Raw genomic sequence first — 15332 nt, forward strand, 5'->3', positions numbered from 1 at the left:
ATGGTGTTCAGCAATAGCGTTTGGGTGGCTGAATTGCCGCATGGACCACTGAGGGTAGTGATGGTCATTGGCGGCCAGTTCTCGTAATGCTAGAAATCTACCTGGCTTGATGCTTTTCACATGGAAACGAGAGAACTCTTGCATCGCAATGTTCCTGATCGACATAGGCAATTTGCCAGAGCGATGCGCAACGATGCCACCAAGGCAGAGAATATGCTTTGGCAGGCCTTGCGGGGCAGGCAACTTGAAGGATTGAAATCAAGCGACAGGTGCCGATTGATGGCTATATCCTGGACTTTGTATGTTTCGGAGCGCGGTTGATTGTTGAAGTCGATGGCGCGCAACATGCTGAAAGCGTGACTGATCGCGAGAGAGACGCGTATTTTCTAAATCAGGGCTTTCGCATTTTGCGGGTCTGGAACCATGAGGTCATCACGAATCTCGATGGAATCTGCTTGACGATCTTGGCAGAACTGAAAAACACTGGAGTATGAACTGGAGAGTGCGGCAAGCTCGAAGCCTATCTCGCCCTTGGCGGGCGAGAAAGCAATTTCATTGGTTTAGGAATTGCGCGACAGGAAGTTCCATGCACTCAAAAGCTAGGCGTAATTTCTAAGCCATTGAAATTGCAAGAGCGGGGGTCCGTTGCTTGCGTAACCTAGTTCAAGAGTTCTGTACCTCCCTGCCTACCCCCTCTCTTGCAAAAACTAAGACTTAGAAGAGGGACGAGCCCTCGTCTAAGCCTAAGTTTTTGCTTTCTCGCTCGCCGGGGGCGAGATAGAAGCGGCTTTCCAGCCTTGACAAATCGGGCGCACCATGCGCTTTTCCGCCCGATTTTCTCGTCGGCGGGCGAGGGGTCTGCGTGTCCTTTCGCCACCGTCCGCCAAGTCCAGGATAAATACTATGCATCGCTATCGCAGCCACACATGCGCCGCCCTGCGCAAGTCCGACGTCGGTTCGACCGTCCGCATCTCCGGCTGGGTTCATCGCGTCCGAGATCATGGTGGCGTGCTCTTCATCGATCTGCGCGATCACTACGGCATCACCCAGGTCGTCGCCGACCCGGATTCTCCGGCCTTCAAGCTGGCCGAGACCGTGCGCGGCGAGTGGGTCATCCGCATCGACGGCCTGGTGAAGGCCCGTACCGAAGATACGATCAACAAGAACATGCCGACCGGCGAGATCGAGCTTTATGCGCGGGAGATCGAAGTGCTCTCCGCCGCCAAGGAGCTGCCGTTGCCGGTCTTCGGCGAGCCGGACTATCCGGAGGACGTGCGCCTGAAGTATCGCTTCCTCGATCTGCGCCGCGAAACGCTGCACAAGAACATCGTCAAGCGCACGCAGGTCATTTCCTCGATGCGCCGCCGTATGGGCGAAGTCGGCTTCACCGAATACACCACACCGATCCTGACGGCCTCCTCGCCGGAAGGCGCGCGCGACTTCCTGGTGCCGAGCCGCATCCATCCCGGCACCTTCTATGCCCTGCCGCAGGCGCCGCAGCAGTACAAGCAGCTCCTGATGGTCGCCGGCTTCGACCGTTACTTCCAGATCGCGCCGTGCTTCCGTGACGAGGACCCGCGCGCCGACCGTCTGCCGGGCGAATTCTACCAGCTCGATCTCGAAATGAGCTTCGTGACGCAGGAAGATATCTGGAATACGGTGGGGCCACTGATGACCCAGGTGTTCGAAGAATTTGCCGAAGGCAAGCCGGTCACCAAGGAATGGCCGCGCATCCCCTACGACGTAGCGATCCGCAAATACGGTACGGACAAGCCGGACCTGCGCAACCCGATCGTCATGGAAGCGGTGACCGAGCATTTTGCCGGCTCCGGCTTCAAGGTTTTCGCCAACATGATCGCCTCGAACCCGAAGGTTCAGGTCTGGGCGATCCCGGCCAAGACCGGCGGCTCCAGAGCTTTCTGCGACCGCATGAACGCCTGGGCGCAGAGCCAGGGCCAGCCCGGCCTCGGCTATATCTTCTGGCGCAAGGAAGGCGAGAAGCTCGAAGGCGCCGGCCCGCTTGCCAAGAACATCGGCGAGGAGCGCACGGATGCGATCCGCACCCAGCTCGGCCTCGGCGACGGCGATGCCTGCTTCTTCGTTGCCGGCGATCCCGACAAGTTCTACAAGTTTGCCGGTGAAGCCCGCACCAGGGCCGGCGAAGAACTGAACCTGGTCGACCGCGACCGCTTCGAGCTTTGCTGGATCGTCGACTTCCCGTTCTTCGAATGGAGCGAGGAAGAAAAGAAGGTCGATTTCGCGCACAACCCATTCTCGATGCCGCAGGGCGGTCTTGAGGCGCTGCAGAGCCAGGATCCGCTGACGATCAAGGCCTTCCAGTACGACGCCGTCTGCAACGGTTTCGAAATCGCCTCGGGCTCTATCCGTAACCAGTCGCCGGAAATCATGGTTACCGCCTTCGAAAAGATCGGCCTCAGCCAGGCGGATGTGGAGGAGCGCTTCGGCGGCCTCTACCGGGCCTTCCAGTACGGCGCGCCTCCGCATGGCGGCGCTGCTTTCGGTATCGATCGTATCATCATGCTGCTGGTCGGTGCCAAGAACCTGCGCGAAATCTCGCTGTTCCCGATGAACCAGCAGGCGCAGGATCTGCTGATGGGCGCTCCGACGCCGGCAACGCCGACGCAACTGCGCGAGCTGGCAATTCGCCCGGTGCCGCCGGTCAAGAAGGACTGAAGCTCCGACGACTTCGATGGACACTAAAAACCTGGCGATTTCGGTCGCCGGGTTTTTTGTTGACCTTTGAGCTCAGCCAATGGCGGGCGGCATCAGCCGCATAAAAAACCCGGCGACCGAAATCGCCGGGTTGCTGACTGTCAAAATCGAATCTTCGATCAATCGTTGGACGAAACCTTGAGGCCGATGACCTGCGGGATCGACGACGGAGCGCCCATGGCAGCGCCAATGATCATCGGCAGCGGCACCGGCTTGTCCGGCGAAGCCTTGACCGTCAGGCTCTTCGGATTGTCGAGATAGGCGCTGACGGCGGCAGAAACGGCATTCTGCAGCTCCGGAATGTTGAGCTGCGCCATCATGATCGGCGTCATCGCCTTCAGCGTATCGGCCAATTGCTTGCCGGAAACGCCTTGCTGCTTGCCGGCAAATTCGAGCGCGCGGGACGTGATCGAGCTATCGTCGAAGCGGATCTGCGCGCTGTTGAAGGTTAGCTGCTGCAGAAGACCGAGCATGGCAAGACCGGCGGATTGCTGTGCGTCCTGCTGGTTCGGATTGGAGCGAACCGTCTTGAGCGCATCCTGAAGCGACTTGGCGAAGGCAGGCGTATAGCCGGAAAGGCTGAGCGCAATGTTCAGCTTGCCCACGTCCTTGAAGTCGAAGGAATATTCGGTGATGTCGATCTTGCCCGGCGCCATCTCCCAGCTACCCTTCATGGCGATCTTGCCGTTTAGCTGCTGCAGGTTGAGCTGACTGATCGCCTCTCTGGCCTGCGGATCGTCGACCTTGCTGAGATCGGCCTTGACGCCGTCCACTTCGGCATCGAAATCAAGGCCGGACTTGTCGGCGCGTTTGTTCATTGTGGCGTCGGCATTGGCGATCGAGAAGACCTGCGTGCCGTCCTTGGTGAAGGAGAGGGCGCCGGCATGCGCGCTCTTATACAAGAGCAGGGAATCGAGATCGCCCTTGGTTACGTCGGCCGGGATTTCGATCCCATTGATCTTGAGGTCGGAGGCTGCGATGGTAACGCCGTCCTTGGTCGTGGCGACATCGGGAAAGGCGATCTGATCGATTGTGTAGCCACCACCTGCTTCTGTGACGCCGGTCAACGTAAGGTCGCCCAGCTTGATGCCATCGGCAGCGCCGGCCGCTTTGACGCTGATGCCTTTCAGCGTCACCGTCGAACCGCTGACATCGATGCTGTCTGCGGCGATCGAACCGCCTTGCTGAGCGTAGACGTCATTGATCTTCTTCAGAAGATCGTTACCGTCGAGCGCAAAGGCCGAGCTGGCAAAAGACAGTAAGGCGGCGCTGGACAGCATCAGCCGTGTTGTCCGATAGAAAGTCATGATGGCTTTTCCTCATTGAGCTGGTGTAGGCGGGTACATATTTAGCGTGTACTGCCGTGAGTTATATTCACGTTCGCCTAAAATTCCAATGGCATGGCGATAGCAAATATATGCACGAGAATTGTGTCTGACGTTACGCCACATTGTGCTTGAACCGAGGCGTCATCCACAAATGCTTTCCACTGATTTCTTGCCGGGAATCGGCTTCTCCGCTAGTCAAGAGCCATGGGACAAAATCTTTTACCGCCCGGTGGCGGCGACGACGACAGCATCCTTCCGGTCGATCTCAAGGCCGCGCTCGAAGAGCGCTACCTGGCCTATGCGTTGTCGACAATCATGCATCGCGCCCTGCCGGATGTTCGCGACGGCCTGAAGCCGGTCCATCGCCGCATCGTCTATGCAATGAGCGAGATGGGCCTGCGCCCCACCGCGGCCTTCCGCAAATGCGCCAAGATCGTTGGCGAGGTGATGGGTAACTATCATCCGCATGGCGACCAATCGATCTACGACGCGCTCGCCCGCCTGGCGCAGGATTTCTCGCAACGCTACACGCTGGTCAACGGCCAGGGCAATTTCGGCAACATCGACGGCGATAGCCCCGCCGCCATGCGTTATACTGAATCCAAGATGACGGCGGTCTCGGAACTGCTGCTCGAAGGCATCGATCAGGATGCCGTGGATTTCCGCGATACCTACGACGAGTCTAATTCCGAGCCGGTCGTCCTGCCCGGTGCTTTTCCGAATTTGCTCGCCAACGGCTCCTCGGGCATCGCGGTTGGCATGGCGACCTCTATCCCGCCGCATAACGCTCACGAACTCTGTGACGCCGCACTTCACCTGATCCGCGATCGCGACGCGACCGTCGAAAAGCTGGTTGAGTTCATTCCCGGCCCGGATTTCCCGACCGGCGGCATCATCATCGACGATCGCGACAGCATCATCGAAAGCTACAAGACCGGCCGTGGCGGCTTCCGCGTCCGTGCCAAATGGGAAACGGAAGATCTCGGCCGCGGCGGCTATCAGATCGTCATTACCGAAATTCCGTTCCAGGTGCAGAAGTCGCGGCTGATCGAAAAGATCGCCGAACTGCTTCTGGCGCGTAAACTGCCGCTGCTTGAGGACGTTCGCGATGAGTCCGCCGAGGACATCCGCGTCATTCTCACACCGAAGAGTCGTACCGTCGATCCGATGATCCTGATGGAATCGATGTTCAAGCTGACGGAGCTGGAAAGCCGTTTTCCGCTGAACATGAACGTTCTCTCCATGGGCCGCATTCCGAAGGTCATGGCGCTGAACGACGTGCTGAAGGAATGGCTGGACCACCGGCGCGAAGTTTTGCTCCGCCGCTCGCGCTTCCGGCTCGCGGCGATCGAAAAACGCCTGGAAATCCTCGGTGGCTTCCTGATCGCTTACCTCAACATCGATGAGGTCATCGCCATCATCCGTGAGGAGGATGAGCCGAAGCCTGTCATGATGGAGCGGTTCGGTCTGACGGACAATCAGGTCGAAGCGATCCTAAACATGCGGCTGCGCTCCCTGCGCAAGCTCGAGGAATTCGAGATCCGCAAGGAATTCGACGGCCTGACCAAGGAAAAGGCCGATATCGAGGCCTTGCTCGCCTCCGAGGATAAGCAGTGGCAGACAGTCGCCTGGGAAATCGGCGAGGTTAAGAAGAAATTTGCGAAGGCGACCGAGCTCGGCCGACGCCGCACGCAGTTCGCCGAAGCGCCCGAGACCGATGATGCTGCGGTCCAGCAGGCGATGATCGAGAAGGAACCGATCACCGTCGTCGTTTCGGAAAAGGGCTGGATTCGCGCGCTGAAGGGCCACATCTCCGATACGTCGACGCTCACCTTCAAGGAGGGTGATGGGCTGAAGGTGGCATTCCCGGCGCAGACGACGGATAAGATTTTGATCATCACGACCGGCGGCAAGGCCTATACGCTGGGCGGCGACAAGCTGCCCGGCGGCCGTGGCCACGGCGAGCCGCTGCGTATCATGGTCGACATGGAAAACGATCAAGACGTGCTGACTGCCTTCGTTCACGATCCGCAGCGCAAGCAACTGGTCGCCTCGACCGCCGGCAACGGCTTTATCGTGCCGGAAGTGGAGCTGGTCGCCAATACCCGCAAGGGCAAGCAGATCATGAACCTGACGACGCCGGATGAGACGAAGCTACTCGTGCCGGTCTCGGGCGATCACGTCGCCGTCGTCGGCGAAAACCGCAAGATGGTGGTATTCTCGCTGTCGCAGATCCCGGAAATGTCGCGCGGCAAGGGCGTGCGCCTGCAGCGCTACAAGGATGGCGGCGTCGGCGATATCAAGTGCTTCGCCATCGCCGACGGCCTGACATGGGAGGACAGCGCCGGCCGTACGTTCACGAAGACCAAGGATGAGCTGATAGAATGGCTGGGTGACCGCGCCTCTGCCGGCCGTGCCGTGCCGAAAGGCTTCCCCAGGAGCGGCAGGTTTTCGGGGTGACGATCGGTCGGGCAAAGCCCGAGCAATCGACCAGGGGGTCGATTGCTGCGAGGAATGCTCTGGGCAGAAGTAAAGATTGAGCGAGGCAGAATGCGAGCCCGTTATTCCTCGTAGGGAATGCAAACGTCTCTAAGGAAACGCGTAGTGCCTTCTTCGTCAATTTCACCGGCGGCAACGGCAAGCACAAAGCTGTAGAGATTAGCGTCCGTTGTCTGGATCTTGTAACCATTGTCCATAAGGAAGATACCAGCAGCTACGATGGCGATGCGCTTGTTGCCATCCACGAACGCATGGTTTTTCGCCAAGCCAAACAGATAACCGGCAGCGAGTTCGACAACATTGTCGCTTCCGTACTGGGCTCTATTGATAGGACGCGCCAAGGCGGATTCGAGGGCGCCTTCGTCCCTTAACCCGTACGAGCCCCCAAATCGTTTAATTTGTATCTTGTGCAATTGTTCGACGAGCGTTCGCGTCAGGAAAACGATAGGCATTATTCCGCCAACTTCTTCAGCGCCACTTTATATTGATCCATGAAACGCTGCGCATGCTCCATTTGACGCGCGAAGTCCGCGTCAGTGGGCTGCAGGCGCAGTTCGCCGCCTTGCATGCTGAGTTCCAGCGTGTCACCGGCTTCAAGGCCCATTCGATCAAGAATTTCTCTCGGAATAATGACGCCTTCGGAATTGCCAATCTTGCGGATCACGACGTTCATGGTTTTTCTCCCAATGTAATAACGGCGTTATAACATCTTGATTCGGCTGCCGCAATATACGGTTCGCTTCACCCCACCGTCGCCACTCTCGCTCTGACCCGCACCTGCCACAGCGAATGCGCCGCCAACGCCATGATCAACACCAGTCCGCCGGCGAGTGTCATGTTGCTCGGCGCCTCGGCAAAGATCAGCCAGACCCAGATCGGCGCCAGGATCGTTTCCAGCAGATAGAACATCGCCACTTCCGGCGCCGAGAGAAAGCGCGTGCCGGTGGCGAGACACCAGAAGGAGAGGGGCATCAGGATCGCGCCGTCAAGCAGGATCCAGCCGGGGTGGTTGATCATGATACCCGAAGGCATGACATGGTAGAGTCCGACTGCAGCGGGGATGATGGCAGAGAGCAGCGAAGCAAAGCCCATATCTTTGCGCGAAGCTCGGGCGATTGTGATTGCGCAGGCAATGAAAAAAGAAGCGAGAACCGAAAGCGCGTCGCCGAGGAAATGACCGCCTTCCATACCGTCCCCCACGATCAGGCCGACGCCGAAGAGCATCGCGATCATGGTAATGATGGTGGAAAGAGCAGGGCGCTCCTTCAGGAAAATCCAGGAAAGGAGTGCTGCGAACATCGGATTGAGGGCGATGATGAACACCACGTTCGCTGCTGTCGTATAATAGATGGCAAGCAGAAAGGTGATGGTCGTCAGGCCATAGAAGAGGCCGACGGGAAGTCCGATCCAGCCCGGAAGCACGTTGCGCAGCGATCCCGTCATGCGGCGGATGACGATCAAAGCGAGAAGTGCCACGACGATCGTAGCAAGGCTGCGCGCCGACAACACGGACCAGACGTCGCCGCTCGAAAGCCGAATCAGCGGAATGTCCATCGACAGCGTGAGACCGCCGATGGTGGTCAGCAGCAGGCCTTTTCTGTGTTCCGAGAGATGGGAGACCATTTAGCGAGAGGGATCTTCGCTGACATCGGCGGGATTGAAACGTTCCCAACCACGCGGGGTCAGGTGCTCCTGCGGCTGAAACCGCGTCTTGTAATCCATCTTGCGGGAGCCTTTGACCCAATAGCCGAGATAGACATGCGGCAGCCCAAGCGCCTTGGTCCGCTTGATATGATCGAGGATCATGAAAGTGCCGAGCGAGCGATGGTCGAGATCCGGATTGAAATAGGAATAGACCATGGACAGCCCGTCGCTCATCACGTCGGTCAATGCTGCTGCCAGGAGCTCTCCCTTAGGCCGCTGCTCCAGCCCGGAGCCTTCTTCGCGCCGGCGATATTCGATGATGCGGGTATTGACGTGGGTGTCCTCGACCATGATCGCGTAATCGAGCACGGTCATATCGGACATGCCGCCCTGCTGATGACGATAATCGAGATAGCGGCGAAAGAGGGAATATTGCTCGCTGGAAGGCTGCGCCGGAAATTCCGTGGCGATGATATCGCTATTGGACGACAGGACGCGCTTCATCGATCGGCTGGGCTCGAATTCCTGAGCGAGAATGCGAACGGAAATACAGGCCCGGCAGGATTCGCAAGCCGGGCGATAAGCAATATTCTGCGAGCGACGAAAGCCGCCCTGGGTCAATATATCGTTCATTTCCGCCGCGCGCGGCCCGACGAGATGGGTGAAGACCTTACGCTCCATCTCGCGCGGCAGGTACGGGCAGGCGGCCGGTGCCGTCAGATAAAACTGCGGGGATGGCGTCGACTGCGTATTCATCTGCCGTTGATTAACCTTCCATTCGGCATTCGACTTCTCACAAGCATGGCCCAACTTTAGAAAACGTCAACTATGTCCTTTGTCCAAGGCCATAGTTTCCCAGCTTCTTCAGTAGCAAGCGGGATTTCTTACGATGATAGGGCGGATAACCAAACCGTTGGGGTGAGTTGAGCGAAATAGCCTTGCTTTACGCCGTTCGGACGATGACCGTGCCGAGGAGCAGGTCATGCACCAGCCGGCTGCGTTCAATGAACAGGCCTGCAAGTAGGATGAGCGGCGTCAGAACGGAGTTCAGAATCCAGAACAGCGCCAGATGCACGATCGCGGTGAGAAAATCCATCGGCCGGCCATCGATCCGCGCCATCGCGATGCCCATGGCGCGCATACCGAGCGAGGCCTGATGTGGCCCGCCGAGCGTCCAGCCGAAATAGAGGCCCGCAACGATGATAAAGAGGGCAGGGTAGAGCAGGAAGCCCAGTCCAAGCGTCAGGATCGAGACGAAGAACAGTACGACCGCGGCCGGAATGCAGAGCAGGCCGACGATGATGTAGTCGAGGATGAAGGCAAAGATGCGCCGGCTCAGCACACCACTATAGGCGCGCCAGTCATCCGGTGCTGCATAAAGCGGGCTGGGGTTCATGCTCATTGTCTTCCTCCTTCGCGCATAACCCCTTCATCGTTGCGATTTAAGGAAGGCATGCGCGGGTTAAAGATTCCACTGCGACCTTTGCGCATCCGGCAGGACGCGCGGCGCAGTAGGAAACATTTGCCGAACATATGGTGTGAGGTCCGGCAAATGCAATAAGCTTTGTGGCCGGTGATTACCTCTTTGCCAGCAGTCTTGCGACTTCGAGCGCGAAATAGGTGAGAATGCCGTCGCAGCCGGCGCGCTTGAAGGCGAGCAACGTTTCCAGCATCACCCTTTCGCCATCGATCCAGCCATTGGCGGCGGCAGCCTTGACCATCGAATATTCGCCGGAGACCTGGTAGGCGAAGGTCGGCAGGCCGAATGCCTCTTTCAGCCGCCAACAAATGTCGAGATAGGGCAGGCCGGGCTTGACCATCAGCATGTCGGCGCCTTCTTCGACATCGAGCGCGGCATCGCGTACCGCCTCGGTGCCGTTGGCCGGGTCGATATAATAGGTTTTCTTATCACCCTTCAGCAGCCCGCCGGTCGAGATCGCCTCGCGATAGGGGCCGTAGAAGGCGGAGCTGAACTTGGTGGCGTAGCTCATGATGCCGACGCTCTGATGTCCGGCGGCGTCGAGCGCATGACGGATCACGCCGATGCGCCCATCCATCATTTCCGACGGCGCGATGATGTCGGCGCCGGCATCGGCCTGGTAGACGGCGGCGCGCGCCACCTGTTCGACGGTCTCGTCATTGACGATTTCGTTACCGCGCAAAATGCCATCATGGCCGTGGCTGGTGAAGGGATCGAGGGCGACATCGGTGATGACCCCGATATTCGGCACGGCTTTCTTGATGGCGGCAGTGGCGAGATTGATGAGGTTGTTCTTTTCCAGGCTGTTCGAGCCGGTCTCGTCGCGCAGTTCCATTTCGATGTTCGGGAAGGTGGCGAGCGCGGGAATGCCGAGGTCGGCCGCCTCTTTTGCGGCTTCCACCGCCTTGTCGACGGTCAATCTGAAGACGCCGGGCATGGCTGGGATCGGCTCGGCGATGCCGCTACCGGGAATCAGGAAGATCGGCCAGATCAGGTCATCGACGGTCAGACGGTTTTCCTGCACCAACCGGCGCGTCCAGTCGGCCTTGCGGTTGCGCCGCATGCGCCGATGTCCGGTGATCTCGTCAACAAGATGCGTCTTGTCCTGCATGGTGCCGCCATCCTTTTTAGTCTATCTATGGCCTTAATGTATCGGCAGCGTACCTATCACGCTGTCCCCAGGAAACAAAACCCGGCGAAAGGCCGCAGCCATTATAGCGCTGGCGAGCTTGTGGCCCTCTACTTATTGTTCGCGCATGGAACCCGATTCTCCGACCATACCCAAGAGCACGCTGACGGACATCCTGTTCGTCCTGTTCCTGCGGCTGATTGCCATTGCCTGTTTCTGGCTTGGCCTGCAATATTGGTCGATGCTGGTCGGCTATTCGCTGGACGGCCAGGCGCGCTTCGACCTTCTCAATCTGCCCTGGAAGGTGGCGGGTGCAGGCCTTGCCGTGGTCTTCCCCGTCGCGGCCCTCGGCCTGTGGCTGACGGTCTCCTGGGGACCGGTGATCTGGGTGCTGGCGGCAGGCAGTCAGGCGCTGATGTATGGCCTCTGGCCGCAGATTTTCGGCTCCAATCCGTTGATCGTAATCCTGCATGCAGGCGTTGCCGTGCTCTATTGTATTTTCCGCATTTTGCTCTGGCTGGAGAAGCGCAAGCGCGAGCAGCAGGTAATGGTTGATTTACCCTGAAACACCAAGACTTCCTGGTAAGGTGCTGTTAAGCCTGCAGTTTAAGTAGAATTTTATGTGTATTCGATAGGGTCTCACTCAAGGCGGGAAGAAAACGACACCGCCAAACAAAACAGTGAGGCCAAGTCATGATGAACACGAAAATCAAGCCGCAGGCAGTTGCGAATGCTCGGGACCAGCAGATCGAAGATATCCGTGGTCTGTATATGGAATCGCTCCATCTGGTGGAGCGTCTTCACCGCCGTCTCCTTGATGTTATCAAGGACGAGTTCGACCGCCAAGGCCGCGACGACGTCAACGCGGTGCAGGCGCTGCTCCTCTTCAACATCGGCAATTCCGAGCTGACAGCCGGTGAACTGCGCTCCCGCGGTTTCTACCTCGGCTCCAACGTTTCCTATAACGTCAAGAAGCTGGTCGATCTCGGCTTCATCAACCACCAGCGCTCTCGCATCGATCGCCGCTCGGTCCGCATCAGCCTGACGGAAACCGGCCAGGAGATCGCCGAAACCGTCGCCAAGCTCTACGAGCGCCACATCGCCTCCATCGACAAGGTCGGCGGCATCGGCACGGACGAGTTCACCCAGATGAACAAGCTCCTGCAGCGTCTCGACCGCTTCTGGAACGACCAGATCCTCTATCGCCTGTAAGTCACTACGGCCGAGTTGCCGCTTGACTCTCCAGCAAAGCAAGCCGGACACGTTCCCTGCGTGTCTGGCTTGAACTTTTTATCGGCTTGCAATTGTGCGCTTTTTGCCACGCCCCCGCCGTGACGTTGCGCTGCACGCCCTGTATGCTGCATCTGCGCCATTGACGCGGGATCGTCACGCGCTATGAACCACACTCATTTAGTGGTATTTTAGCAACGCAAAATGGTGTTTCTTTCGACCCGGTCGATGAAGGCAAGTTTCATGCCGGGCGACACGAATTGGCCATATTGCTATGACAGCGGAAACGGACGGCAAACGGCGCTTTTCAAGTCTTGATCTTCATGCCTTAGCGCTTTGGGCTCGCAATATTGTGATGGTCCGGAGCGAAGTTTTAGTGGTGCTCTAAGGCAACGGATTGATACGGACCTGCGTTACTTGGCGCGAGCTGCAGTAATTTACTGCTTTATCTCTTGGCTGCGGATGAATTGGGTCGCAGCGTCAAACGGTGGGATATGTCGAAGAAAACCGGAATTGAACCTTTCTCGCGCCGCTCCTTCCTGCGGTCTGCGGCGACTTTTGGCGTGGCCGCTCTGGCAGCCCCGGCTTTTGCACAGGACCAAACGCCTCTCGATGCGCTGATCAACAATCGCGCCCGCGGCAACTGGGACGATCAGTTCGATGCAAAGGCCGCCGCGCGTACCGCCGCAGCGGTTGTTTCCAACACACCGATCCTCGGGCCTGATTCCGTACCGAACATCCAGCAGGCGATCGCCCAATATCAAAGCATCGCTGCCAATGGCGGCTGGCCGCAGGTCAATCCCGGCGAGCAGCAGCTCCAGCTCGGCGTCACCGATCCTTCCGTGCAGACGCTCCGCCAGCGTCTGATGGTCACCGGCGACCTGCCGAAGGAAGCTGGCATGTCTTCAGCGTTCGATTCCTATGTCGACGGTGCCGTCAAGCGCTTCCAGGCCCGCCACGGCCTGCCGCCGGATGGCGTTATCGGCGAGTTCACGCTGAAGGCGATGAATATTCCCGTTGATGTCCGCCTGCAGCAATTGAACACCAACCTTGTTCGCCTGCAGACATTCCCGGCCGATCTCGGCCGCCGCCACGTTATGGTCAATGTTCCGGCGACCTATATCGAAGCCGTTGAGGACGGTCAGGTGGCGCTGCGTCACGAGGCGATCGTCGGCCGCATCTCACGCCCGACGCACCTCATCAATTCCAAGATCTACGAGGTCATCCTCAACCCGTACTGGACGGCGCCGCGCTCGATCATCGTCAAGGACATCGTGCCGCTGATGCGCAAGGATCCGACCTATCTGACGAAGAACAACATCCGCCTGTTCGACAACAAGGGCCAGGAAGTTGCGCCTGAGACGATCGACTGGAATTCGGATAAGGCGCCGGATCTGATGTTCCGCCAGGATCCGGGCAAGAACAACGCCATGGCGTCCACGAAGATCAACTTCCACAACCCAAACAACGAATATATGCACGACACGCCCGAACAGGGCCTGTTCAACAAGCTGATGCGTTTCGACAGCTCAGGCTGCGTGCGCGTGCAAAACGTGCGCGACCTGACGACCTGGCTGCTTGCCGAAACGCCGGGTTGGCCGCGCCAGCATATCGAGCAGGTCATTTCCACCCGTGTCAACACGCCGATCACATTGGCAACGGAAGTCCCGGTTTATTTCGTCTATATCTCCGCATGGGGTGCCGGCAACGGCATCGTCCAGTTCCGCGACGATATCTATCAGCTCGACGGCAATTCCGAGCTGGCGCTGGATACGACGCAGGGCATGGAGCAGCCGGTGCAATAATCCGGCGCCGTTGCGACGATAGCCTCAGGAAGCCGCGTCCTTGGATGCGGCTTTTTTCTTTGCAGGGACCTTCATCGTAGAATGCCCAGCAAATGTCGCTGATTGTATTGCTCTTGTGCGACCCTGACGCTAATACCGTCTCCATTGCCGTTCCGGCCCGTTCAGGAGCTCCCACGATGACCAATGCTTCAACCGAACTTTTCTTCAATCGCTCGCTCGCAGATACCGATGCGGAAATCTTTAGCGCGATCGGCAAGGAATTAGGTCGTCAGCGGCATGAGATCGAACTGATTGCCTCGGAAAACATTGTTTCCCGCGCCGTATTGGAAGCGCAGGGTTCGATCATGACGAACAAATATGCCGAGGGATATCCGGGCAAGCGCTACTATGGTGGCTGCCAGTTCGTCGATATCGCTGAAGAGCTCGCCATCGAGCGCGCCAAGAAGCTGTTCGGCGTCAATTTCGCCAACGTTCAGCCGAATTCCGGTTCGCAGATGAACCAGGCGGTCTTCCTGGCACTGCTGCAGCCGGGCGACACCTTCATGGGCCTGGACCTCAATTCGGGTGGTCACCTGACGCATGGCTCGCCGGTCAACATGTCCGGCAAGTGGTTCAACGTCGTTTCCTACGGCGTGCGCGAAGGCGACAACCTGCTCGATATGGAAGAAGTGCAGCGCAAGGCCGAGCAGCACAAGCCGAAGCTGATCATCGCCGGCGGCACCGCCTATTCCCGCATCTGGGACTGGAAGCGCTTCCGCGAGATCGCCGACAGCATCGGCGCTTACCTGATGGTGGATATGGCCCACATTGCCGGTCTCGTTGCCGGCGGCCAGCATCCGTCGCCGTTCCCGCATTGCCATGTCGCTACGACCACCACCCACAAGTCGCTGCGTGGCCCGCGCGGCGGCATGATCCTCACCAATGACGAGGATCTGGCGAAGAAGCTCAATTCCGCAGTCTTCCCCGGCCTGCAGGGTGGCCCGCTGATGCATGTCATCGCTGCAAAGGCCGTGGCACTCGGCGAAGCGCTGAAGCCTGAGTTCAAGGACTATGCCGCCCAGATCGTCAAGAACGCCAAGGCGCTTGCCGAAACGCTGATCTCCGGCGGTGTCGACGTCGTCTCCGGCGGCACGGACAACCACCTGATGCTGGTCGACCTGCGCAAGAAGAACGCGACCGGCAAGCGAGCTGAGGCAGCTCTCGGCCGCGCCTATGTGACCTGCAACAAGAACGGCATCCCCTTCGATCCGGAAAAGCCTTTCGTCACCTCCGGCGTCCGTCTCGGCACCCCGGCCGGCACGACGCGCGGCTTCAAGGAAGCCGAATTCCGCGAGATCGGCAATCTCATCATCGAAGTGCTTGATGGCTTGAAGGTTGCCAACTCCGACGAAGGCAACGCCGCCGTTGAGGCTGCAGTGCGCGAGAAGGTGGTCAACCTCACCGGTCGCTTCCCCATGTATGGTTACATGGGCTAAGGAGAGCGC

The 15332-nt window shown here is 58.6% G+C and carries 13 protein-coding genes and 1 pseudogene; 7 read left to right on the forward strand and 7 right to left on the reverse strand.

Features of this window, described 5'->3' with window-relative positions:
• The first annotated feature begins 183 nt into the window (after positions 1 to 183).
• Positions 184 to 494, forward strand: a pseudogene (locus QA646_RS04175) (DUF559 domain-containing protein).
• 409 nt (positions 495 to 903) lie between these two features.
• On the forward strand, positions 904 to 2694 hold the full coding sequence (aspS, locus tag QA646_RS04180) for an aspartate--tRNA ligase (protein ID WP_283057781.1): 1791 nt from the start codon (positions 904 to 906) through the stop codon (positions 2692 to 2694).
• A gap of 158 nt (positions 2695 to 2852) precedes the next feature.
• Here aspS and QA646_RS04185 read toward each other — a convergent pair whose 3' ends face one another.
• Positions 2853 to 4040 (reverse strand): hypothetical protein, encoded by a 1188-nt coding sequence (locus QA646_RS04185; RefSeq protein ID WP_283057782.1) that lies wholly within the window; start codon positions 4038 to 4040, stop codon positions 2853 to 2855.
• 225 nt (positions 4041 to 4265) lie between these two features.
• On the opposite strand from QA646_RS04185, the gene parC reads away from it, so the two are divergent.
• Entirely contained in the window at positions 4266 to 6521 is a 2256-nt protein-coding gene (parC, locus tag QA646_RS04190; protein ID WP_283057783.1) for a DNA topoisomerase IV subunit A, read from the forward strand.
• A 101-nt stretch (positions 6522 to 6622) separates the two neighbouring features.
• Here the strand turns inward: parC and QA646_RS04195 are convergent, their stop codons facing one another.
• The 6 genes from QA646_RS04195 to hemB form a co-directional block, all read right to left on the reverse strand.
• Positions 6623 to 7012 (reverse strand): type II toxin-antitoxin system death-on-curing family toxin, encoded by a 390-nt coding sequence (locus QA646_RS04195; protein ID WP_283057785.1) that lies wholly within the window; start codon positions 7010 to 7012, stop codon positions 6623 to 6625.
• A complete protein-coding gene (locus QA646_RS04200; protein WP_283057786.1) occupies positions 7012 to 7233 on the reverse strand; it encodes an AbrB/MazE/SpoVT family DNA-binding domain-containing protein in 222 nt (73 codons plus the stop codon). The genes QA646_RS04195 and QA646_RS04200 overlap by 1 nt, the downstream gene beginning before the upstream one ends.
• 68 nt (positions 7234 to 7301) lie before the next feature.
• On the reverse strand, positions 7302 to 8183 hold the full coding sequence (locus tag QA646_RS04205; RefSeq protein ID WP_283057787.1) for a DMT family transporter: 882 nt from the start codon (positions 8181 to 8183) through the stop codon (positions 7302 to 7304).
• Positions 8184 to 8960, reverse strand: coding sequence for an arginyltransferase (locus QA646_RS04210; RefSeq protein ID WP_283057788.1), 777 nt, complete (start codon positions 8958 to 8960; stop codon positions 8184 to 8186). It abuts the gene before it with no gap.
• A 187-nt stretch (positions 8961 to 9147) separates the two neighbouring features.
• The gene (locus tag QA646_RS04215; RefSeq protein WP_283057789.1) at positions 9148 to 9606 is read right to left on the reverse strand and encodes an RDD family protein; all 459 of its coding nucleotides are present in this window, start codon (positions 9604 to 9606) and stop codon (positions 9148 to 9150) included.
• Between the two features lie 175 nt (positions 9607 to 9781).
• Positions 9782 to 10795 carry a porphobilinogen synthase gene (hemB, locus tag QA646_RS04220; RefSeq protein WP_283057790.1) on the reverse strand — a complete coding sequence of 338 codons (1014 nt, stop codon included), beginning with the start codon at positions 10793 to 10795 and terminating at the stop codon, positions 9782 to 9784.
• A gap of 145 nt (positions 10796 to 10940) precedes the next feature.
• Between hemB and QA646_RS04225 the strand changes: the two genes are divergently transcribed.
• The 4 genes from QA646_RS04225 (at position 10941) to glyA (ending at position 15323) form a co-directional block, all read left to right on the forward strand.
• Positions 10941 to 11378 (forward strand): DUF6163 family protein, encoded by a 438-nt coding sequence (locus QA646_RS04225; RefSeq protein ID WP_283057791.1) that lies wholly within the window; start codon positions 10941 to 10943, stop codon positions 11376 to 11378.
• A 131-nt stretch (positions 11379 to 11509) separates the two neighbouring features.
• Positions 11510 to 12025 (forward strand): MarR family winged helix-turn-helix transcriptional regulator, encoded by a 516-nt coding sequence (locus QA646_RS04230; RefSeq protein WP_283058963.1) that lies wholly within the window; start codon positions 11510 to 11512, stop codon positions 12023 to 12025.
• Between the two features lie 512 nt (positions 12026 to 12537).
• Entirely contained in the window at positions 12538 to 13848 is a 1311-nt protein-coding gene (locus tag QA646_RS04235) for a L,D-transpeptidase family protein (RefSeq protein ID WP_283057792.1), read from the forward strand.
• 176 nt (positions 13849 to 14024) lie between these two features.
• A complete protein-coding gene (glyA, locus tag QA646_RS04240) occupies positions 14025 to 15323 on the forward strand; it encodes a serine hydroxymethyltransferase (RefSeq protein ID WP_283057794.1) in 1299 nt (432 codons plus the stop codon).
• The last annotated feature ends 9 nt before the right edge of the window (positions 15324 to 15332 follow it).

Origin of the sequence: Rhizobium sp. CB3090, assembly GCF_029714285.1 — a bacterium.
Lineage (GTDB): Bacteria > Pseudomonadota > Alphaproteobacteria > Rhizobiales > Rhizobiaceae > Rhizobium.